This window comes from Pseudomonas sp. Irchel s3f7 (assembly GCF_900187615.1).
Taxonomy (GTDB): Bacteria; Pseudomonadota; Gammaproteobacteria; order Pseudomonadales; family Pseudomonadaceae; genus Aquipseudomonas.
In genome coordinates this window covers 39,235-60,777 of record NZ_FYDO01000006.1, presented here as the reverse complement: position 1 = coordinate 60,777, position 21,543 = coordinate 39,235, and the positions used below count along the sequence as shown (strand labels likewise).

General features: G+C 59.2%; 16 protein-coding genes. 7 read left to right on the top strand and 9 right to left on the bottom strand.

Going from position 1 to position 21,543, the window contains the following annotated elements; genetic code table 11:
• Positions 1-94: 94 nt before the first annotated feature.
• Together glyA and CKW19_RS06755 are read right to left on the bottom strand one after the other, a co-directional pair.
• Positions 95-1,348, bottom strand: coding sequence for a serine hydroxymethyltransferase (gene glyA / locus CKW19_RS06760; protein WP_095057189.1), 1,254 nt, complete (start codon positions 1,346-1,348; stop codon positions 95-97).
• A gap of 225 nt (positions 1,349-1,573) precedes the next feature.
• Positions 1,574-5,422, bottom strand: coding sequence for an EAL domain-containing protein (locus tag CKW19_RS06755; RefSeq protein ID WP_095057188.1), 3,849 nt, complete (start codon positions 5,420-5,422; stop codon positions 1,574-1,576).
• Positions 5,423-5,711: 289 nt separating this feature from the next.
• Here CKW19_RS06755 and ettA point away from each other — a divergent pair, with 289 nt between their 5' ends.
• Both ettA and gdhA read left to right on the top strand, forming a co-directional pair.
• Complete coding sequence (gene ettA / locus CKW19_RS06750; RefSeq protein WP_095057187.1) at positions 5,712-7,376, top strand: energy-dependent translational throttle protein EttA; 1,665 nt, start codon at positions 5,712-5,714, stop codon at positions 7,374-7,376.
• A gap of 368 nt (positions 7,377-7,744) precedes the next feature.
• Positions 7,745-9,082: an NADP-specific glutamate dehydrogenase gene (gene gdhA, locus CKW19_RS06745; RefSeq protein WP_095057186.1), complete on the top strand. Its 1,338-nt coding sequence runs from the start codon at positions 7,745-7,747 to the stop codon at positions 9,080-9,082.
• Here the strand turns inward: gdhA and CKW19_RS06740 are convergent.
• The 3 genes from CKW19_RS06740 to CKW19_RS06725 all read right to left on the bottom strand — a co-directional run bounded on the left by CKW19_RS06740 (position 9,079) and on the right by CKW19_RS06725 (position 12,258).
• Positions 9,079-9,573, bottom strand: coding sequence for a GreA/GreB family elongation factor (locus CKW19_RS06740; RefSeq protein WP_095057185.1), 495 nt, complete (start codon positions 9,571-9,573; stop codon positions 9,079-9,081). The two genes, gdhA and CKW19_RS06740, sit on opposite strands and share 4 nt — an antisense overlap.
• 108 nt (positions 9,574-9,681) lie before the next feature.
• Positions 9,682-11,535 (bottom strand): DUF4105 domain-containing protein, encoded by a 1,854-nt coding sequence (locus CKW19_RS06735; RefSeq protein ID WP_095057184.1) that lies wholly within the window; start codon positions 11,533-11,535, stop codon positions 9,682-9,684.
• Between the two features lie 234 nt (positions 11,536-11,769).
• Entirely contained in the window at positions 11,770-12,258 is a 489-nt protein-coding gene (locus CKW19_RS06725; RefSeq protein ID WP_095057182.1) for a DUF3015 domain-containing protein, read from the bottom strand.
• A gap of 276 nt (positions 12,259-12,534) precedes the next feature.
• Here CKW19_RS06725 and CKW19_RS06720 point away from each other — a divergent pair, with 276 nt between their 5' ends.
• Both CKW19_RS06720 and CKW19_RS06715 read left to right on the top strand, forming a co-directional pair.
• Positions 12,535-14,973, top strand: a complete 2,439-nt coding sequence (locus tag CKW19_RS06720; protein ID WP_095057181.1) for a Lon protease family protein — start codon at positions 12,535-12,537, stop codon at positions 14,971-14,973.
• Positions 14,974-15,286: 313 nt separating this feature from the next.
• A complete protein-coding gene (locus tag CKW19_RS06715) occupies positions 15,287-15,628 on the top strand; it encodes a hypothetical protein (RefSeq protein ID WP_095057180.1) in 342 nt (113 codons plus the stop codon).
• A gap of 6 nt (positions 15,629-15,634) precedes the next feature.
• Here the strand turns inward: CKW19_RS06715 and CKW19_RS06710 are convergent, their stop codons facing one another.
• On the bottom strand, positions 15,635-17,464 hold the full coding sequence (locus tag CKW19_RS06710) for a hypothetical protein (RefSeq protein ID WP_095057179.1): 1,830 nt from the start codon (positions 17,462-17,464) through the stop codon (positions 15,635-15,637).
• A 171-nt stretch (positions 17,465-17,635) separates the two neighbouring features.
• Here CKW19_RS06710 and CKW19_RS06705 point away from each other — a divergent pair, with 171 nt between their 5' ends.
• The 3 genes from CKW19_RS06705 to CKW19_RS06695 all read left to right on the top strand — a co-directional run bounded on the left by CKW19_RS06705 (position 17,636) and on the right by CKW19_RS06695 (position 19,370).
• The gene (locus CKW19_RS06705; RefSeq protein ID WP_007970904.1) at positions 17,636-18,124 is read left to right on the top strand and encodes a TIGR00645 family protein; all 489 of its coding nucleotides are present in this window, start codon (positions 17,636-17,638) and stop codon (positions 18,122-18,124) included.
• Between the two features lie 216 nt (positions 18,125-18,340).
• A complete protein-coding gene (locus CKW19_RS06700) occupies positions 18,341-18,631 on the top strand; it encodes a DUF6482 family protein (protein ID WP_095057178.1) in 291 nt (96 codons plus the stop codon).
• A 121-nt stretch (positions 18,632-18,752) separates the two neighbouring features.
• Positions 18,753-19,370: an FKBP-type peptidyl-prolyl cis-trans isomerase gene (locus CKW19_RS06695; RefSeq protein ID WP_095057177.1), complete on the top strand. Its 618-nt coding sequence runs from the start codon at positions 18,753-18,755 to the stop codon at positions 19,368-19,370.
• A 131-nt stretch (positions 19,371-19,501) separates the two neighbouring features.
• On the opposite strand, the gene CKW19_RS06690 is transcribed toward CKW19_RS06695, so the two are convergent.
• From CKW19_RS06690 to CKW19_RS06680, 3 genes are all read right to left on the bottom strand, one after another.
• Positions 19,502-19,759: a hypothetical protein gene (locus CKW19_RS06690; protein WP_095057176.1), complete on the bottom strand. Its 258-nt coding sequence runs from the start codon at positions 19,757-19,759 to the stop codon at positions 19,502-19,504.
• A gap of 207 nt (positions 19,760-19,966) precedes the next feature.
• A complete protein-coding gene (locus tag CKW19_RS06685; RefSeq protein ID WP_095057175.1) occupies positions 19,967-20,308 on the bottom strand; it encodes a zinc ribbon domain-containing protein YjdM in 342 nt (113 codons plus the stop codon).
• Positions 20,309-20,473: 165 nt separating this feature from the next.
• Entirely contained in the window at positions 20,474-21,442 is a 969-nt protein-coding gene (locus tag CKW19_RS06680) for a polyprenyl synthetase family protein (protein ID WP_095057174.1), read from the bottom strand.
• Between the last annotated feature and the right edge of the window lie 101 nt (positions 21,443-21,543).

Sequence of the window (21,543 nt, the reverse complement as noted above, 5' to 3'; positions counted from 1 at the left end):
AGTAGCGACGTCGTTTCCTCTCGAGGCGTTTAAAGGGCGAAAAAAAACCGGCCATCTCTGGCCGGTTTTTCAAGACTGCGATTTAGCGGGCTGATTAAGCGCCGTACACCGGCAGCTTCTTGCAGATGGTCTTGACCTTCTCACGAACGGCATCGATTACCGCTTCGTTGTTCAGATCAGCCAGGATGTCGCAGATCCAGCCGGCCAGTTCCTTGCACTCTGCTTCCTTGAAGCCACGAGTGGTCACAGCCGGGGTGCCGAAGCGCAGGCCGGAGGTGACGAACGGGGAGCGTGGATCGTTTGGCACGGAGTTCTTGTTCACGGTGATGAACGCTTTGCCCAGTGCGGCGTCGGCGTCTTTACCGGAGATTTCCTGCTTGATCAGCGACAGCAGGAACAGGTGGTTTTCAGTACCGCCGGACACCACGTTGAAACCGCGTTCGATGAACACGCCAGCCATGGCCTTGGCGTTTTTCACCACTTGTTGCTGGTAAGTCTTGAACTCAGGCTGCAGCGCTTCCTTGAAGCAGATCGCCTTGGCCGCGATCACGTGTTCCAGCGGGCCACCCTGGGCGCCCGGGAATACCGCGGAGTTCAGCTTCTTCTCGATGTCGGCGTTGGCGCGAGCCAGGATCAGACCGCCACGTGGACCGCGCAGGGTCTTGTGGGTGGTGGTGGTCACGACGTCAGCGAACGGAACCGGGTTCGGGTAGACGCCAGCGGCGACCAGACCGGCCACGTGGGCCATGTCGACGAACAGGTAAGCGCCAACCTTGTCAGCGATTGCGCGGAAGCGTGGGAAGTCGAGGATCTGCGAGTAGGCAGAGAAACCGGCCACGATCATTTTCGGCTTGTTCTCGACCGCCAGGCGCTCGACTTCGTCGTAGTCGATCAGGCCGTTGGCGTCGATGCCGTACTGGATGGCGTTGTACAGCTTGCCCGAAGACGAAACGCTGGCACCGTGGGTCAGGTGACCGCCGTGGGCCAGGCTCATGCCCAGGATGGTGTCACCGGCCGACAGCAGGGCCAGGTAAACGGCGCTGTTGGCTTGCGAACCGGCGTGCGGCTGAACGTTGGCGTAGTCGGCGCCGAACAGCTCTTTGGCGCGATCGATAGCCAGCTGCTCGACGATGTCTACGTACTCGCAACCACCGTAGTAGCGCTTGCCTGGGTAGCCTTCGGCGTACTTGTTGGTCAGTACCGAGCCTTGAGCTTCCATCACCGCAGGGCTGGTGTAGTTTTCCGAAGCGATCAGCTCAATGTGCTCTTCCTGGCGCTGAGCTTCTTGCTCCATGGCGGCAAAGAGATCGGCGTCGTACTTGGCAATAGTCAAATCACGGCTGAACATGGCGGTCCTCAAGGATCGGGGGCAGAAAAGGGGGGCATTCTACCCCAACGCGTTTTGGAAGGCATATGAAACGGCATCATGTCGCAGACAAGTGGCTTTCATGCGGGGATCAGCGGTGAATGTGGCGAGGGAGCTTGCTCCCGCTGGGCGGCGAAGCGGCCCTGAAATCTTGTGAACGCTGCGCACTCAAGCGGGAGCAAGCTCCCTCGCCACATTGATTGCGAATCAGTCGAGCATCAGGAGCGCATCACTGCTGAATTGCATTTCAAACTTGTTGGCCGGCATCGGCCGTCCGAACAGGTAGCCCTGCACCTCGTCACAGCCGTGCTCACGCAGGAAATCAAGCTGCTCCTGGGTTTCCACGCCTTCGGCGATCACCGCCAGGTTCAGGCTGTGGGCCATGGCGATAATGGCACGGGCAATCTGCGCATCCTGCTCGCCGGACGGCAGGCCGTCGACGAAGGTGCGGTCGATCTTCAGCACGTCGATCGGGAACTGCTTGAGGTAGTTGAGTGATGAATAGCCGGTGCCGAAGTCATCAACCGCAATGCTCAGCCCGAGGTTTTTCAGACCGTCGAGGATCTGCATCGCCTCGCTGACTTCGCGCATCAGGATACTTTCGGTCAGTTCCAGCTCCAGGCACGCCGGCGGCAGGCCGGTTTCCTTGAGGATGGTGGCGATCCGCATGCCGAGCTGGCCATCGGAGAACTGCCGTGCCGAGATGTTCACCGACACCTTCGGTACGCGCACTTTGGCCTGGTGCCAGGACTTGAGCTGACGGCATGCTTCGCTGATCACCCAGTCACCGACATCCACCACCAGCCCGAGCTCTTCGAGCACCGGAATGAAATCCCCCGGCGGCACCAGCCCGCGTCGCGGATGGCGCCAGCGCAGCAGGGCTTCGGCGCCGGTCAGGTGTTTGCCGTCACCACTGAATTGCGGCTGGTAATACAGCACGAACTCGTTTTGCTCCAGGGCGTGGCGCAAGTCGCTTTCCAGCTCCAGCCGCTCCAGCGCGCTGGCATTCATGTCGGCCTGATAGAACTGGAAGTTGTTCTTGCCGCGCTCCTTGGCGTGGTACATCGCGGTGTCGGCGTTCTTCATCAGTTGACTGAGTTCGTTGCCGTCCTGCGGGCTCAGGGCGATGCCGATACTGGCGGTAACGAAGAACTCGCGGCCTTCGAGCACGAAGGGTTTCACGAGGCTGGCGAGAATCTGTTCGGCCACATGAATCGCCCGGTTCAAGGCGATTTCACGGTTGGCCCGCGGTTGCAGGAGCAAGGTGAACTCGTCGCCGCCCATACGCGCCACGGTGTCGTCATCGTCGACGCAGCCAAGCAGGCGCGTGGCCATGTCCTTGAGCATGCGATCACCCGCGGCGTGGCCGAGGGAGTCGTTGATTGGCTTGAAACGATCGAGGTCGAGGAACATCAGCACGACCCACGACTTCTGGCGCTCGGCGGCTTGCAACGCGGTGTGCAAGCGATCCTGGAACAACGTACGGTTCGGCAGGTGGGTCAGGGCGTCGTAATAGGCGAGACGGTGAATGCGCTGCTCGCTGGCCTTGCGCTCGCTGATGTCGCTGAAGAAACACACGTAACTGGCCAGGTCGCCCTCGTCATCCAGGACGGCGGTGATGCCGACCCAGGCTGGATAGTGTTCGCCATTGCGACGGCGCAGCCACACTTCACCTTCCCAGGTGCTGTGCTGATTGAGTTGCTTGAGCACGTAACGCAGGTGGGCTTCCTGCTTTTCGTCGACGGTCAGCATGTTCGGCAACTGGTCGAGCACCTGCTCCACGGCGTAGCCGCTGACACGACTGAATGCTTCGTTAGCCTGCACGATGTAACCGGCGGGGTCGGTGATCAAAATCGCCGACGTCGAGTGCTCGAATACCGTGGCGGCCATGCGCAGGTCTTTTTCCGCCCGGCGTTGCTGGCTGATGTCGCGACCGACGCCGAGCACGCCTTCGAACGTGCCGTGTTCGTCCCAGACCAGCACCAACCGCAGCTCGATGGGAATCTTGCGCCCGTCGGCCCGCAGGCAGTCGAACAGGAACAGTTGGGTTTGCACCTGGCTGCGCAACAGGGCAAGTTGATCGGCCGAATCCAGCGCTTTGCTGACCCGGTCCATCAGGCTGTAGATGCCCGTCAACTGCTGCGGGTTGGCGATGGTCGATTGCCAGCCGTTCTGGAAAATCCACTCGGTGTCATAGCCCAGCACCGCTTGCACCGATGGGCTGACGTAGTTGAGTGCCAGCCGGCTGTCGGTGGAGAAAATCACGTCGCTGATGCTTTCGGCCAGCATCCGGTAGCGCTGCTCACTGTCGCGCAGGGATTCGCTGGCTTCGATCTGGTCGGTGATGTCCTTGGCCACGCCGATGATCCGCGTGACCTGATTGTCCTTGTCCCGTGCCAGCGCCTGCTCGCGAATCTCGAAACGTCGCCACCGACCATCCTGATGGCGGAAGCGCAACTGACATTGCATCAACTGACGGTAACCGGCCTGGCGCTGGGCTTGACGTGAGCGGTGGTAGTAATCGGCGTCTTCGGGGTGCAGCAGGATTTCCCAGAAGTACTCGCCCATCTGGTGCAATTCGGTGCGGTTGTAACCCAGCGTCTGGCCCAGGTGGTGGTTGCTGAAGATCATGCGCTGGCTGATCACGTCTTGCACATACAAGTGATCCGGGACAGTGCGCACGACGTCCGACCAGAATCCTTCACGTTCCAGCAGTGACAATTCGATGAGTTTGCGGCTGGTGATGTCGTTGATGCTCAGGATCACCGCGTTGTACTCGGCCTGATCCTCCGGCAGGCGCAACACCAGCCACAGGTGCTGATCCCGGCCATTGGCATTTTGCAGCTTGATTTCCAGTTCAAGCTGTTTCTGCTGGTTGAGCGCCGCTTCGAGCACTTGATTGCCGATGGCGGTGCCGTCAAGCGGGTTGCCATCGATCAGCAGCTTCCAGGCCTTGTCGGAGGAATCGACATTGAGCAATTGCAGCGCGACCTGGTTGACCTCGGTGATGCGCAGCTCCTGGAGTAATCGCTGGCGCTGCTCCGGCACGGCCAGCCATTCGTGCAACTGCTCGCTGCTCTGCAGCTGTGCCTTTTGGAAAGCGTTCTGCAGCCCGGACATATCCAGTACGCACAAGGCGACGCCAGTCCCTTCGAAAATATCCTGATAGCGGCGGCGGCCTTCATGCAACTGGCGTTGTCGGCGGCGCATGTTGAGCAGGGCGATGAACGGCAGCATGGAAAACGCCAGGCCCAGCAGGCATTTACCAATAAACGCCGGCAGCAGTTCTTCAAGCACGCGTTGTCGATCGAACAACCCGCGCAACTGCCAGTCGCTGCTGCTCAAGGGAACGGTCAGCACACTGTTGGCAACATCGTCTTCGGTCAGGGTGCCCGGGTTGACCGAAGGCATCGATTCATCGCGGCTGATGATCTGATGATTGATGCGGTTTTCCACCAGCCACAGCGGACGATCACTGGCTTGTGATTGCTTGGTCAATGATGAAAAGAACGTGGGTGTCAGGCGCAAGGCCCAGTAACCGCGGGAACTGCCGCTGGCCTGGTGCAGCAGCAAATGCACCATCGAGCCATCGCTGGCGTTGCTGAAATAATGCGCCTGGGCATGACTGCGACGAACCAGTTCGGCCAGGTAGTCGGTGTCATCGTTGTTGATAGCGCTGTCGCTGATGACCTTGCCCGAGGGGCTGAGCAACGCCAGGCTGCGCAAGTCCGGCAAGGACTGTTGCAGCTTGCGCAACAGCGCCTGCAGTTCATCGGCGTCCTGCGGCTGTTCGATGATCGGTAGCAGGTTGAGCGCGATCTGGGCGTTGAGAGCCATGTTCAGGCTGACTTGAGCGGCCAGATCGGCGGTGTAATCGATGGTGTACTGGCGCTGGTTCTTCTGGGTTTCGCGCAGTTGATCAAACAACTGCCAGAACAGCAGTGCGAGCAGCAGCAAAACGAGAGTTGCCAGGGTACCTTTCAATGTCCCGCGCAGAGGGGAGCCGGGCGCGGTGGTCGGCGCACTGGAAGTCAGGGACGAAGGAACGTTGGACAAGCTGTCATCCTGCGGTTTGGCTGGACTGGCGCGACGTGCACTATAAGCCGGACGCCCGAAGGGCGGTTAGCATGCCTTGAGTTGTGGCGAAGTGCCAGCCCCTGTCCGTCGGCTGGACTGCCACTGGTCAATCAGGTAGCTTTGCCGGTTACGCGGGAGCGTTCCAGCTCCTAGACTCAGACTTTTTCAGCGCGCACGTATTGATAGCCTCAAGCGAGCGACGCGCACGGTCTGGCCGGGCATCCGCCTGCGCACCAATCATTCATCTGTCACTGACCCAAGGTTCTCCATGGCTCAATACGTATTCACCATGCATCGGCTGGGCAAAGTTGTTCCGCCGAAGCGGGAAATCCTGAAAAACATTTCTCTGTCTTTCTTCCCGGGCGCCAAGATCGGCGTTCTCGGCCTCAACGGTTCGGGTAAATCCACGCTGCTGAAAATCATGGCTGGCGTCGACACCGAGTTCGAGGGCGAAGCCCGTCCGATGCCGGAGCTGAACATCGGCTACCTGCCGCAAGAGCCACAACTGGATCCGACCAAGACCGTGCGTGAAGTGGTCGAGGAAGCGGTCAGCGTGATCAAGAACGCCCAGGCGCGCCTGGACGAGGTCTACGCGGCTTACGCTGAAGAAGACGCCGACTTCGACAAACTGGCTGCTGAACAGGCCAAGCTCGAAGCCATCCTGCAGGCCAGCGACGGTCACAACCTCGATCGTCAACTGGAAGTCGCCGCCGACGCGCTGCGTCTTCCGGCCTGGGATGCCAAGGTCGAATTCCTCTCCGGTGGTGAAAAGCGTCGTGTGGCCCTGTGCCGCCTGCTGCTGTCCGCACCGGACATGCTGCTGCTCGACGAACCAACCAACCACCTGGACGCCGACTCCGTTGCGTGGCTTGAGCATTTCCTGCACGACTTCCCGGGCACCGTGGTCGCGATCACGCACGACCGTTACTTCCTCGACAACGTCGCGGGCTGGATTCTGGAACTCGACCGCGGCGCGGGCATTCCTTACGAGGGCAACTATTCGGGTTGGCTCGAAGCCAAGTCCGATCGCCTGGCTGCCGAATCCAAGCAGCAGTCGGCTCACGAAAAGGCCATGAAGGAAGAACTGGAGTGGGTGCGCAAAGGCGCCAAGGCCCGCCAGTCGAAATCCAAGGCTCGTCTGCAACGCTTCGAAGAAATGCAATCGCAGGAATTCCAGAAGCGCAGCGAAACCAACGAGATCTACATCCCGGCCGGCCCACGCCTGGGCGACAAGGTCATCGAATTCAAGAACGTCTCCAAGGGCTACGGCGATCGCGTGCTGATCGACAACCTGTCGTTCTCCATGCCTAAAGGTGCCATCGTTGGCGTGATCGGCGGTAACGGTGCCGGTAAATCGACCCTGTTCCGCATGCTGATGGGCAAGGAACAACCGGATTCGGGCAGCATCGAAGTCGGCGAAACCGTGCAGCTGGCTTGCGTGGACCAGAGCCGCGAAGACCTGGACGGCAGCAAGACCGTGTTCCAGCAGATCTCCGACGGTTCGGACCAGATCCGCATCGGCAACTACGAGATCCCGTCGCGTACCTACGTCGGTCGCTTCAACTTCAAGGGCGGCGATCAGCAGAAGTTCGTCAAGGACCTGTCCGGTGGTGAGCGCGGTCGCTTGCACCTGGCCCTGACCCTGAAAGAGGGCGGCAACGTCCTGCTGCTCGACGAACCGTCCAACGACCTCGACGTTGAAACCCTGCGTTCCCTGGAAGAAGCCCTGCTGGACTTCCCGGGCGCCGCCATTGTGATCTCTCACGATCGGTGGTTCCTTGACCGTGTCGCGACGCACATCCTGGCGTACGAAGACGACTCGCAAGCAGTGTTCTTCGAAGGCAACTACACCGAGTACGAAGCCGACCGTAAAAAGCGCCTCGGCGAAGCCGCTGCACAGCCGCACCGTGTACGGCACAAGAAACTGGCCTGATTTCGGGTTGGTTGCATAGAAAGCGGAGCCTTCGGGCTTCGTTTTTTTTTGCGTTTTTTCAGTGAGACCGGGTTGGATTCATCGCTGGCAAGCCAGCTCCTACAGGTTTTGTGCAATGCCTCGCAGGTGTGAGCAACCACAAAACTGTGGGGGCTGTCTTGCCAGTGATGACGGTGTAACTGTTGGTGCATGACTTGGATCTGATCTCCCTATTCAGGTGCGGAAATATCCAAAAACCCGGTTAATTTATATCCAGCGCACCATTTAATTTCATAAATGCGACGTTCTGCGCTGTTCTTGTGCGTGAATCCTTTGATACAGTCCGGCCAAATCTCCTCCAACGACAATAAATTTTCCGAGACATTTCCATGATCGAATCCGTCGAGTCCTTCCTTGCGCGCCTGAAAAAACGCGACCCGGACCAACCCGAGTTTCACCAGGCAGTCGAAGAAGTCCTGCGCAGCCTGTGGCCGTTTCTTGAAGCCAATCCGCATTACCTGACCTCGGGCATCCTGGAGCGCATCTGCGAGCCGGAGCGGGCGGTAGTGTTTCGGGTTTCCTGGGTCGACGATCAGGGTAAGGTCCAGGTCAATCGCGGCTTTCGCATCCAGATGAACAGCGCCATCGGCCCGTACAAGGGCGGCTTGCGTTTCCATCCGTCGGTGAACATGGGCGTGTTGAAATTCCTCGCCTTCGAGCAGACCTTCAAGAACTCCCTGACCTCGCTGCCGATGGGCGGCGGCAAGGGTGGTTCGGACTTCGATCCGAAGGGTAAGAGCGACGCGGAAGTCATGCGCTTCTGTCAGGCCTTCATGAGCGAGCTGTACCGTCACATCGGCGCGGACGTTGATGTACCGGCCGGTGACATCGGCGTCGGTGCCCGTGAAATCGGGTTCCTGTTCGGCCAGTACAAGCGCCTGAGCAACCAGTTCACCAGCGTGCTTACCGGCAAAGGCCCAAGCTACGGCGGCAGCCTGATTCGCCCGGAAGCCACCGGTTTTGGTTGCGTGTATTTCGCCGAAGAAATGCTCAAGCGTCGTGGCTTGGCGGTGGAAGGCAAGCGTGTGGCGATCTCCGGCTCCGGCAACGTTGCGCAATACGCGGCACGCAAGGTCATGGACCTGGGCGGCAAAGTGATTTCGCTGTCCGATTCCGAAGGCACGCTGTACTGCGAAAGCGGCTTGACCGAGGAACAATGGCTGGCCGTGCTGGAGTTGAAAAACGTACAGCGCGGGCGCATCCGTGAGCTGGCCAGCCGTTTTGGCCTGGAATTCCGCGCAGGTGAACTGCCGTGGAACCTGAGCTGCGACATCGCCTTGCCATGCGCCACGCAAAACGAACTGGATGCCGACGCTGCTCGCACCTTGCTGCGAAATGGCTGCATCTGTGTCGCAGAAGGCGCGAACATGCCGACCACGCTTGAGGCCGTCGACTTGTTCATCGAGGCGGACATTCTGTTCGCACCGGGAAAGGCGTCCAACGCCGGCGGCGTTGCGGTGAGCGGGCTGGAAATGTCGCAGAACGCCATGCGCCTGCTGTGGACCGGTGGTGAGGTGGACAGCAAGCTGCACGCGATCATGCAATCGATCCACCATGCTTGCGTGCACTACGGCGAAGAAAATGGCCGGGTCAACTACGTCAAAGGCGCCAACATTGCCGGCTTCGTCAAAGTGGCCGATGCCATGTTGGCCCAGGGCGTGGTTTAAGCCGGTTCGATGCGGATCACTTCAATCAGTTGATCCCCGGCAGGGCGCTGCCACAGCACTTCATCATTGAGTTGTGCTCCCAGCAGTGCCCGACCCAGCGGCGAATCCCAATTGATCAGGTCATGGGCGGAATCGGCCTGATCCTCGCCCACCAGCTGCACCCGGCGCTCGGTGTCGTGTTCGTCGGCAAAGGTCACCCAGCTGCCGATCTGCACCTTCTCGGTCGAGGTCGCGGCTGGTACCACCTGCGCACTGCCCACGCGCTGTTTGAAGTAGCGCAAATCACGCTCCAGGTCGGCCAGGCGCTGCTTGTCGGCTTGATCTCCCTTGGCCGATTGCTCGGCATGCAGGCTTTGCAGCTCGGCGACTTTACTTTGCAACAGGCTCAGACCTCGCGGAGTGACGTAGTTGGGTTGCGCGCTGACCTGCCGCTCGACGGGCTGATCGGCTTGTGCGGCGGCATTATCTTCATTGACGAAAGCACGGCTCATGGTTTCCTCCCGTAATAGAGGTTGGGCCATGTTCGCAGGCCTTTGGTTTCACTGAATGTCGCTTAAAAATCCAGAAGTGAAGAGCAAAAGATCGCAGCCCAATGTCGATCAATAGTGATACCACTTCAGCTCAAGCATCACTTCGTTCTCGGGCGTGGCCCAATGGCTGAATTCGCGCTGTGCACTCAAGCGTAGCCCGAGGTTACGGGACAACTCCCACTGCTGATTCAGGCTCAAACTGCGGCGCACTTCGCCATTGGTGAAGAAGTCGCCCTTGGCCTCCAGACTGAGGTTGCCCAGCGGGTTTTTCCACAGCACGCCTGTGTTGAAACCCGCCGCCGGGGAAATGAATTCAGCGAAGTCATTGTTGTGCTCCACGCGCACGGTGCCCAGGGCGAAACCGAGCATGTCATCGGCCAATTGCCAGGTGCCGCCACCGCCGCCGTTGACGTGGCTGACCAGGTTTTCGTCATCATGTTTGCCCGGCACCCGCTCCAGGCCGCCGGTGACTTGCCAGGACCACGGTTGCAACAACTCATTGCGCGGGGTCAGCGAGCGGATGGTTGCCAGGTCCAGTTGCTGGACCTGCCAGTCATTGCCTTCGTATTGGCGCAGTTTCAGTTGCAGGATTTCGATCTGCGCGCCGAGGGGAAAGCTTTCGGCGTTGTCATTGAGGTCGTGGTAGGCCATGCGCAGGCCATATTCCCCGAAGGCTTTGTCGCCGCGCGTGCCGACGCCGAGTTGCCAGGTCCTGGACTCATGACCGTCTTCGGGCAGGCCGGGTTGCGGGATGTCCAGCTCCGGCGCCGGGTTCTGGTTGATCGCCCGCAGCAATTCGAAACTGCGCTGGGCGCGTTGCGGATCGCGTTCCTGACCGTTGGCGCGGTAACGCTCCAGGCGATAAGACGCATCGATGATCAGCGCCTGACGGTCGCGGGGCTGCGCTTTGAATTCCGGTGTTTGCAGTTGCTTCTGGTCAGCGCTGACTTTCAGCACCCACTGTTGCTCTTCATCAGACAACGGCTCGGCACGGCTGAGCAGTTCACGCTCCCGCGACGGACGATACTCGATGGATTCCACCAGCCCGGCGTCTTTCACCGCTTTGACGGTGTCGGTGGGAATCGCCGTGATCGGGAATTGTTCCGTCAGGCGCAGGCCCGGGCGTGCCACTTGCAGCAGTTCGAGCAGGCGATAGGAGCAGTTTTCGTCGAAGAAGAAGTAGTCGAATTTGATCTGCTTGAGTTCCCAGACGTGCTCGACCATGCGCGCGGTTTCTTGCTGGGTCAGGTTCAGTCGGTATTCCCACAGGTCGCGGTTTTCGAGGCTGCGGTATTCCGAGAGTTTTTCCTGATAGGGCACCAGCGCGAACAAACCGGGATAGCCGCCCATCAAGCCTTTCCACGCGTAAAGAATGCTGTTGTCCGAGCCTTCGATGTAAGCGCCGAAGTTGATCGCGTAACTGAGCAGTGAGGTCTTGTCGCTTTGCACATCGGCCTGGTCGATGCGCAGCAGGGTGTGACCGAACATCGAGGATGGACTGTTCAAATAGGCCGCCGGGAAGATCATCACCGCGCTGTGGGGCGAGACGTCCTTGAACCACTGCTTGAACTCGGCGCAGTCCGGCGCCGGCAAGTCGGTCAGATTGAGTTGCGTTTTCAGCCAGCGGGTGCGGGCCGGGTAAACGCATTGCGCATGCTGTTCGCCCTTGCTGACGGGGGCGTAGAGCGCCTGCACCGTGGCGGCCAGTTCATGGTCGGGATGCTCATTGCCATCGGCAGCGAGGAAAAATTTCGGGTCGCTGACATAACTGCGCCAGCCACCGAGCTTGGCGGTTTCGTAATGGCCCAGGGATATCCAGAAGGGGTCGTTGGCCAGTTGCTGCAAACGTTGAGGGTCGATCTGAGGCGCGGCGGACAGCGGGGCGCAGACACACAGCGCCAGCCAGGCAAGGCGTTTGAGCATAAATGGCAACTTAAGTCGAAAAGAAACAAAGACCCGGCGCGGTGGGAGACGTTGGTCTTGTAGGCGCTGGCTTGCCAGCGATGGTCGTTAACGATAACGCGTGTCGTCTGAATAAACACAGCGCCTTTGAAAACATCGCTGGCAAGCCAGCTCCTACAGACTGCGGCGTTACCCAAAGGGGATCACGTCCAAAAAACAAAACCCGCTTCCCGAAAGAAGCGGGGCGGATCGAGCTTAAGCCTGGGTGGCGTACTTGGCCAGTCGAGGGTCGTTCTTCAGAACGGCCAGTGTGTTGGTATGCACATCTTCCGCCGTCACATCAGCCTTGCTGAAGATCTGCTGGAAGTGCTCGTGAGTCACCGCGGCGAAATGCGCACGGTCTTCCGGCGCCACGCCCAGTACCACGGCGTAAGTGGTCAGCGCTTCGCCTTGGCCTTTGGCCATGTCTTCGGACAGCTCGTTCATCATGCCATTCATGGCAAACCAGGATTTGCCGCCATAAGTCAGCGACGAGTTGGTTGCACAACCGTTGGTACCGGACGTCATACCGAAGGTTGCGTTGCCGGAAGTGCCGTTGGTGGTGGATGCCAGGAAGTGAGCCGGAGTACCACGCTGACCTTCGAACAGCATGTTGCCCCAACCGCAATCCGGGCCGCCTGGTGCTTGTGCCATAGCGTTGATGGATACAGCGGTGAAAAGAGTACCGAGAAGAATCCGTTTCATAGCTTTGTTCTCTTTATGTGCATACCAATGGACAAAGTCTGGCCCGTACTGGTGCCAGTGGGCCGGTCATTAGTCCAGCCGCGCAGCTTGGAGTTTAGGCACGATCACGAGGTTCCGTGATTTTTTGCATAACATTCGTTGGAAACTGTGATTTTCGCCCGCTCTGCCTGGGGATATCGGCTTGTCTTTGCTCTGGCCTGCGGCGCTTCTTGCCAGTCGGGTGCGGGCAGCGCCAGAATGCTGCCATCTGCCCCGCCTGATTGTTAAGGAAGCCCGATGCCTGATCCTGTTGCTGCCAGCTTGCGTCTAGCGCCCGAAGCGCTGACCCGTCCGTTTTCCGCTGAACAGTTCAGCTTCTCTACCACCAATGATCTGGAGCCCTTTCGCGGTGTGCTTGGCCAGGAACGTGCGGTCGAAGCCTTGCAGTTCGGTGTGGCCATGCCACGCCCCGGTTACAACGTGTTCGTCATGGGCGAGCCCGGCACCGGCAGGTTCTCGTTCGTCAAACGCTACCTGAAAGCTGAAGGCAAACGTCTGCAGACCCCAGCAGACTGGGTCTACGTCAATAACTTCGATGAACCGCGTGAGCCGCGCGCCCTGGAGTTGCCGTCGGGCACCGCCGGTGCTTTCATCGGCGACATCAACGGGTTGATCGACAACCTGCTGGCGACGTTTCCGGCGGTGTTCGAGCACCCGTCCTATCAACAGAAGAAAAGCGCCATCGACCGCGCTTTCAACCAGCGCTACGACAAAGCACTGGACGTGATCGAACGCCTGGCCCTGGAAAAGGACGTCGCGCTCTACCGCGACGCCAGCAACATCGCATTCACGCCGATGAGCGACGGCAAGGCACTGGACGAGGCGGAATTCGCCCAATTGCCGGAAGCCCTTCGCGAGCGCTTCCACGACGATATTTCGACGCTGGAAGAGCGCTTGAATGAAGAGCTCGCCAGCCTGCCGCAGTGGAAGCGCGAGTCGAGCAATCAATTGCGTCACCTCAACGAAGAAACCATCACCCTGGCCTTGCAGCCGTTGTTGTCGCCGTTGTCCGAGAAGTATGCCGAGAACGCAGCCGTGTGCGGCTACCTGCAAGCGATGCAGGTGTACTTGCTCAAGACCGTGGTCGAGCAACTGGTGGACGACAGCAAAACCGACGCTGTTGCACGCAAAATGCTGGAAGAGCAATACGCACCGAGCCTGGTGGTCGGTCACTCGTCCAGTGGTGGTGCGCCGGTGGTTTTCGAACCGCACCCAACCTACGAAAACCTGTTCGGCCGCATCGAATACAGCACTGACCAGGGCGCGATGTACACCACCTACCGCCAGCTGCGGCCGGGTGCGCTGCACCGGGCCAACGGCGGGTTCCTGATTCTTGAAGCGGAAAAAATGCTCAGCGAGCCATTCGTATGGGACGCGCTGAAACGTGCCCTGCAATCGCGCAAACTGAAAATGGAATCGCCACTGGGCGAACTGGGTCGTCTGGCCACCGTGACCCTCACGCCGCAGCACATTCCGTTGCAGGTCAAGGTCGTCATCATCGGTGCCCGCCAGCTCTATTACACGCTGCAAGACCTCGATCCGGACTTCCAGGAGATGTTCCGCGTCCTGGTGGATTTCGACGAAGACATCCCGATGGTCGACGAGAGCCTGGAGCAGTTCGCCCAGCTGCTCAAAACCCGAACGTCCGAAGAAGGCATGGCGCCGCTGACTGCCGATGCCGTGGCGCGTCTGGCGACGTACAGCGCGCGTCTGGCGGAACATCAAGGACGTTTGTCGGCGCGTATCGGCGACCTGTTTCAGCTGGTCAGCGAGGCGGATTTCATCCGTCACCTGGCCGGGGATGAAATGACCGACGCCGGGCACATCGAACGTGCGCTCAAGGCCAAGGCCACCCGCACCGGACGCGTGTCTGCGCGGATTCTCGATGACATGCTCGCCGGTATCATCCTGATCGACACCGATGGCGCGGCGGTCGGCAAGTGCAACGGTTTGACGGTACTGGAAGTCGGCGACTCGGCCTTCGGTGTACCGGCGCGGATTTCCGCCACGGTTTATCCGGGCGGCAGCGGCATCGTCGACATCGAGCGTGAAGTCAACCTCGGTCAGCCGATCCACTCCAAAGGCGTGATGATCCTCACCGGATATCTGGGCAGCCGTTACGCCCAGGAATTCCCGCTGGCGATATCCGCGAGCATCGCGCTGGAGCAGTCCTACGGTTATGTCGATGGCGACAGTGCGTCCCTCGGTGAGGCATGCACACTGATTTCAGCGCTGTCGAAAACCCCGCTCAAGCAGTGCTTTGCCATCACCGGTTCGATCAACCAGTTCGGTGAAGTGCAGGCAGTGGGCGGCGTGAACGAGAAGATCGAAGGGTTCTTCCGCCTCTGTGAGGCCCGCGGGCTGACCGGTGAGCAAGGGGCGATCATCCCTCAGGCCAACGTCGCAACGCTGATGCTCGACGAGAAAGTGCTGGCGGCAGTGCGTGCGGGGCAGTTCCATGTCTACGCCGTGCGTCAGGCCGACGAAGCCCTCAGCCTGTTGGTCGGCGAGCCGGCCGGCACGCCGGACGAGAACGGCGAGTTTCCTGAAGGCAGCGTGAACGCGCGAGTGGTTGAGCGCCTGCGGGTTATCGCGGAAATGATCAGCGAAGAAGACCTGAAGGAAGCCGAGAAAGACGCCGCACTGGAAGCCTTGGTCGAAGCCAAACCGGCTTGAGGCAGTACTTGAACCGTTGAACTGTGGGAGCAAGCTTGCTCGCGAAGACGGACTGACATTCACCTCTGTGGTGACTGAAACTCCGCCATCGCGAGCAGGCGCGCTCCCACATTTTTTTTGTATGAAAGTGTGAAAAAGCGCCGTCGAAATGACGTCAATATTCACACTGTGACCGCTCGGCGCCTTCTGGTCTTGTTGGGCGTCCGCGGCAGACTTTTCTTCTATTCTCAGCTCAGGGATGTCGACAGTAATCACTGGATCGAAACAGCCTTCCCGTGGGGGCTGAATAACCGCTCTACCGAGGGTCGCCGCCATGTCGCGCAACCTCTGCCTCACCCGTCAATGCCTGGGCCTTGTGACCCGTATCGAGTGCGCCGTCCGCCCATTGGCGGGGGACACGGGCATGTGGACCTTGCTGTTCGCTGCCGGAATGGCCGGTGAACAACCTTCGGCCATCAAAGCCCAAGGCCCGTTTCATGGCCCGTTTGTGGCCGAATCCATTCTCGACACCATCGTAGAAAGCCTGACCCTGCACGGTTACGAACTGGCTGACGATCCACAAATCTGGTGCCTGCACCTGCAAGCCCAGCTGCGTGAAATCAACGGCGGCCGCTGCCGCAATCTGGGTGGCTTCGAGTTTCGCCCCGAGCATTGAGTCGCACTATTGATCAAGGCGAGACATGTCGGCCTGGTCGAGTTTGACCTCATAACCATATTGCACGGTGGTGAGGTCAGTGCGTTGATAGGTTTCCAGGCGCGTTGGCTGGCCGTAGAAATAATGCACGGCAAACAGCGCCGGACCTTGTGCGCTGGCTTCATGGTTGACCGATAGAATTTCCTTCAAGTAATGACCGCTGTCGTCCTTGGCGAAAAAACGCCAGTCCTGGGCGGGAAACGCCTTCAGATCGACCACCAGTGCATTGCCTTTGAGCTCCAACCCTTTGGGTAATTGATGAGCATCGACGGTTTTTTTGTCGACCGTGGCCAGGAACAGGGGCATGGAGCCCACTGCATAGGCCGGTGCTTGTGGGAACAGGTTCAGGTCATAGGTGATGGTCCCGCGCAAGGGATCGATCTGATAAGCCTGCGACGGCAACTCAATCGGCTCGTCCCGTTTACCGTGACTGTCTTCGGTAAAAAAACTCACCGGACTTTCACCGGGGCTGAACGAGGTGCCGAGCAGTTCATCATTGAAACTGCGCAGGTGACTGAACTCGATGCGTGCAGCGCTGGGGTCGTCGACCGACTGGGTGATACTGACGCCTTTCTTCAGTTGCTCCTCACTCAACGTGGCCCCTTTGAGCCAGGTCGGCGCCTGGTCGTCATACACCACGACGGACAGGTCCAGCGGCTGGAGGGTTTTTGCCGTGGTGCTGGCTTCGAAATGCCGGACCGGCAGATTCAGGTCTTTGCGGGTCACGGTGGCGGTGGAAAAGTCGAGCAGGCTGACTTCGAGGGTTTCGATTGTTCCGTTGAAGTACACCTTGGAATAGTGCCGCGCTTGCTGCTTCTCAAAGGTGCGCTGTTCTTCGTTGAGCTGCTTTTCCAGGGCCGGGCTCCAGCTCTTCTGCTGCTGCATTTTCGCGAGTTGTTGTTGATAGAAGGCAATTTGCGTGGCGGTTTCGTTGATCGAGCCGGCGCGTGTGATGAATTGGCCAGTGCTGTCCCTCGCCTGGACAATCAACGGGTTCAGCGGTGTTTCGCTGACTTCCGACGCCAGCGGCAGGCTGTTGTTGTATTCGATTTCTGCGTAGTTGTTGGTGAACTTCAGCAAGGTGACGCTCAGGTTGTCATTGGTGCGCGTCTGCCCGACATCCTTTTTCGTCAGGTCGAAACTGTAGAGCCGGCGCGGTGCAATGACCTCGACTTTACCCTGCAGGCTCACCGGTTGCGGCTGCTGCTGTTTGTCGACGTCGAGACCGTCGATGAAGGGGTAGGCCACGGTCAGGTCATCGGGGTTGGTCAGGTTGGAACTCGACGGGCTCAGCTGAATGCCGGGATCGGTTTCCGACCATTCCGGCTGGAACGGGATCACCCGTTTGTTGCTCAGGGTGACCGATTGCCATTCCAGCCCGTGGGGAAACAGAAACGCGGCGGGAATACCGAATGTAAAAGGGAACACCGGTTGCAGGTCGATCAGGTAGTCGGAGCTGGAGTCTTTTTGCAGCACGAACAAGCCGTTGATATAGGTGTCGACCAAGGCTTGTGGCGTGGGGTAATGCTTGAGAATGGCAAGCACGTCTTCGCCGTACTCGGTTTCCGCCGGTTTGGTGTCGAGTTTGAGTTGTGCGCGTTCAAGCAGCAGCAGCGAGCCGCCCAGCTCCGCCACGGCGTCCTTGAGTTTCGGGTCCGTAATGGTATCCAGCGACTGCTCGAACTGCGCCGTTTTTTCTTCGAGGCTGACCTGGCGCTTTTCATCGCTGGGTGAGCAGCCACTTAGCAGCAGCGCCAGGCAAATACCGGCACTCGTTAAAGGCAATCGCACATCCATTTCCAGTCTTCCTGTCGGATACCGCTGGGCGGTCAATGATTTGGACACTAGCAGAAAAACGTTGATACACCGGCGCAGGTGACGGATTTTTCGATAGTTTCTGGCAGCTTCTGGCTATTGACAGGGGGCTGGTATACTCGCGGCGATTTCCAGACCAACATGTGAGATTCAATGGAACGCTTTATCGAAAATGCGATGTACGCCTCGCGCTGGCTGCTGGCGCCGATCTATTTCGGCCTGTCCCTCGGGTTGCTGGCGCTGGCGCTGAAATTCTTCCAGGAAGTTTTCCACGTCATTCCCAATGTCTTCTCGATGGCCGAATCGGATCTGATCCTGGTGCTGCTGTCGCTGATCGACATGGCGCTGGTGGGCGGCTTGCTGGTGATGGTGATGATTTCCGGTTACGAGAACTTCGTCTCCCAGCTGGATATCGACGACAGCAAGGAGAAGCTCAACTGGCTCGGCACCATGGACTCGTCATCGTTGAAGATGAAAGTGGCCGCGTCGATCGTGGCGATTTCGTCCATTCACCTGCTGCGCATCTTCATGGATGCCAAGAACGTCGATCCCGAGCATTTGCAGTGGTACGTGATTATCCACATGACCTTCGTGGTATCGGCATTTGCCATGGGTTATCTGGATAAAGTCACCAAGCACTGATCCGGACCAGCTCCCTTGTGGCGAGGGAGCTTGCTCCCGCTGGATTGCGTAGCGATCCCGCTTTTATTGGGGCCGCTGCGCAGCCCTGCGCGAGCAAGCTCGCTCGCCACAAAATACCCCGATAACAGATAAATGGTCTGTCCAGAGACTTGTACTTTGCCGCCCCGAGGCATATCCCTGTAGGGGTAATGGCTCGTCACTGCGGGAGGTGCGTCCATGAACCTGCAAGAGTTGAATGCTTATGCCATCGCCGGGAAGGTCGATGAGCTGAACCTGATCTCGATGGAGGGAGGCATCTACCTGCTGGAGGCGCGGATGCACGGTGCGGCGTATCCATTGAGCGATACACACGGCCACATGATGAGCCTGCGTTCAGTGGAGCATGCACGTGATGTTCTGCGATCCTTTCCCAAATTGCATTTCAACCTGGTGCACACCGTGGTTCATGACGAGATGTGCGGGTTGGTTGTCGATGTCGAGGAAAACCTGAAGGTGCCGATCGCCTGACGTCCCTCATCAACGCCATGACAACTGTGCTAGTCTGCTGGCCCTTTTGGTTCCGGGCGCTCCGGGACGCGCTGTGCACGCACGGCATGTCTCCGGGCCGTCCGCACAGCGGAGCAGTGTCATGTCCGAAGTAAATCTGTCCACCGACGAAACGCGCGTCAGCTACGGTATCGGCCGTCAGCTGGGCGACCAACTGCGCGACAACCCGCCACCGGGCGTTAGCCTGGACGCAATCCTGGCAGGCCTGACCGACGCGTTCGCCGATCTGCCAAGCCGTGTTGGTCAGGAAGAAATGTCCGCCAGCTTCAAAGTGATCCGCGAAATCATGCAAGCCGAAGCTGCAGCCAAGGCTGAAGCGGCCGCTGGCGAAGGCTTGGCCTTCCTGGCTGAAAACGCCAAGCGTGATGGCATCACCACCCTGGCTTCCGGCCTGCAGTTCGAAGTTCTGACTGCCGGTGAAGGCGCCAAGCCGTCCCGTGAAGACACCGTGCGTACTCACTACCACGGCACACTGATCAACGGCACCGTGTTCGACAGCTCCTACGAGCGCGGCCAGCCTGCAGAATTCCCGGTTGGCGGCGTGATCGCCGGCTGGACCGAAGCCCTGCAACTGATGAACGCCGGCAGCAAATGGCGTCTGTACGTGCCGAGCGAACTGGCTTACGGCGCTCAAGGCGTTGGCGGCATTCCACCGCACAGCGTACTGGTGTTCGACGTCGAGCTGCTCGACGTTCTGTAAGACCCGGCCTGTCTGCATGACTCGCTGATGTGGGAGCCAGCCTGCTGGCGATAGGGGCGACCGGTTTTTTCTTCAGGACCGCGTTGATACCATCGCCAGCAGGCTGGCTCCCACAGTTTTTTGCGAGCTGCTCATACTTCGATCTTGTTGTGCACTTCACTCGTCGGGCGCAACGCCCGGGCATAGCAGAACAGAAACAGATTGCGCACCAGCTCCTTGAGCACCACCGGTTCGCTGGAACTCAAACCGTTGAGGTCCAGATCACCTTGATCCTGCAATTCGCTCAAGGCTTCCTCTTCCAGTACCGCACAGACTTCCCCGGTTTCCCGATGCAAAATCCTGAGGTAGGGGTGCGGACGGTCCAGCCAGGCGTCGATCAAATAAGTCATGAGTTCTCATCTCCATTGATTGGTTTCAATGAGAATAATTCCTATTCAATAAATAGCAAGGCCCTATTGGCGGTTTGGACTTTTTTGTGGGTAAAGATTGCGTCAGGTCAAAACGGCTGGCGTTTGGCTATTGCCAGGGTTTGCTGAGCGAAACGGAGGAGGGTGAAGCACCATCCCGCGTCGGGCGCGGGATGGAGTACAGCGGATTCAGACTTTTCTGACGAACTCGGATTTGAGCTTCATCGGGCCAATGCCGTCGATCTTGCAGTCGATATCGTGATCGCCATCGCACAGGCGGATGTTCTTGACCTTGGTGCCGACCTTGACCACCAGCGATGTGCCCTTGACCTTGAGGTCCTTGATCACGGTGATGGTATCGCCGTCCTGCAGGACATTGCCGACCGAATCTTTCTTCACCGCGTCATCAGACGCAGCTTCGGCTTCGCCACCGGCGGACCACTCGTGGGCGCACTCGGGGCAGATCAGCTGAGCGCCGTCTTCATAGGTGTATTCGGAATTGCATTTCGGGCAGGGTGGCAACGTGCTCACTAAGGCTCCTTGGATTCAGGATCGCTAAAAGCGCACATTATATAGGGTTTTAGAGCCGGAAGGTGGGACTGTAGGAGCCGGCTTGCTGGCGATGCATGCAACTCGGTGTGTCAGGAACGCCGGGATGATGCAATCGCCAGCAAGCCGGCTCCTACAGAGCGCGTATCAATGCGTACGCGCGACCGCGAACTCGCTCAGTTCAACCAGTGCATCGCGGTATTCGCTGGCAGGCAGCGCGTCGAGGCACTTGATCGCACGAGCCACGTAATCACGGGCCAGTTGTGCGGTGTACTCCAGCGAACCCGAGGCTTCCACGGCTTCGCGGATGCTTTCCAGGTCTTCGATACCACCTTTCTGGATCGCCTTGCGCACCAGGGCGGCCTGTTCCGGCGTCCCTTCGCGCATGGTGTAGATCAGCGGCAGGGTCGGCTTGCCTTCGGCCAGATCGTCACCGACGTTCTTGCCCAGGGTTTGCGCGTCGCCCTTGTAGTCCAGCAGGTCGTCGACCAACTGGAAGGCCACACCCAGATGGTCGCCAAACGTGCGCAGGGCTTCAGCCTGTTCCGGCGTCGCTTCGCACAGGGCTGCAGCACTGTGGGTCGAGGCTTCGAAGAGCATCGCAGTCTTGCCGCGGATGACTTCCATGTAGGTTTCTTCGGTGGTGCTGGCGTCACGGACCTTCGACAGCTGCAGCACTTCACCTTCGGCGATGATGCGTGTGGCTTGCGACAGGATCTTCATCACCGGCATCGAGCCCAGTTCGACCATCATTTCGAACGAGCGCGAATACAGGAAATCGCCCACCAGCACGCTCGGCGCGTTGCCCCACATGGCGTTGGCAGTCGAACGGCCACGGCGCATGCCGGACATGTCGACGACGTCGTCATGCAGCAGTGTCGCGGTGTGCAGGAATTCGATGGTCGCGGCCAGCAAACGCAGTTCGTCGCCTTCGCGACCCAGTGCCTTGCCACACAGCAACACTAATAGAGGGCGAAGGCGTTTTCCGCCAGCCGAGGTAATGTAGTCGCCGATTTTCGATACCAACGGTACTCGGGAAGTCAGCTGCTTCTTGATGATGCCGTCGACGGCGCTAAAATCGTCCGCCACCGCGCGGTAGAAAGCTTGGGGTTGCATCAGAGACAGTCGCTCCAGAGGGGTTGCGCGGCATGCTAGGACCCACGCTTGCAGGTGTCAAGGCGCGATAGACGGCCCCTTGCAAGCGGGGCGTGGCTTGC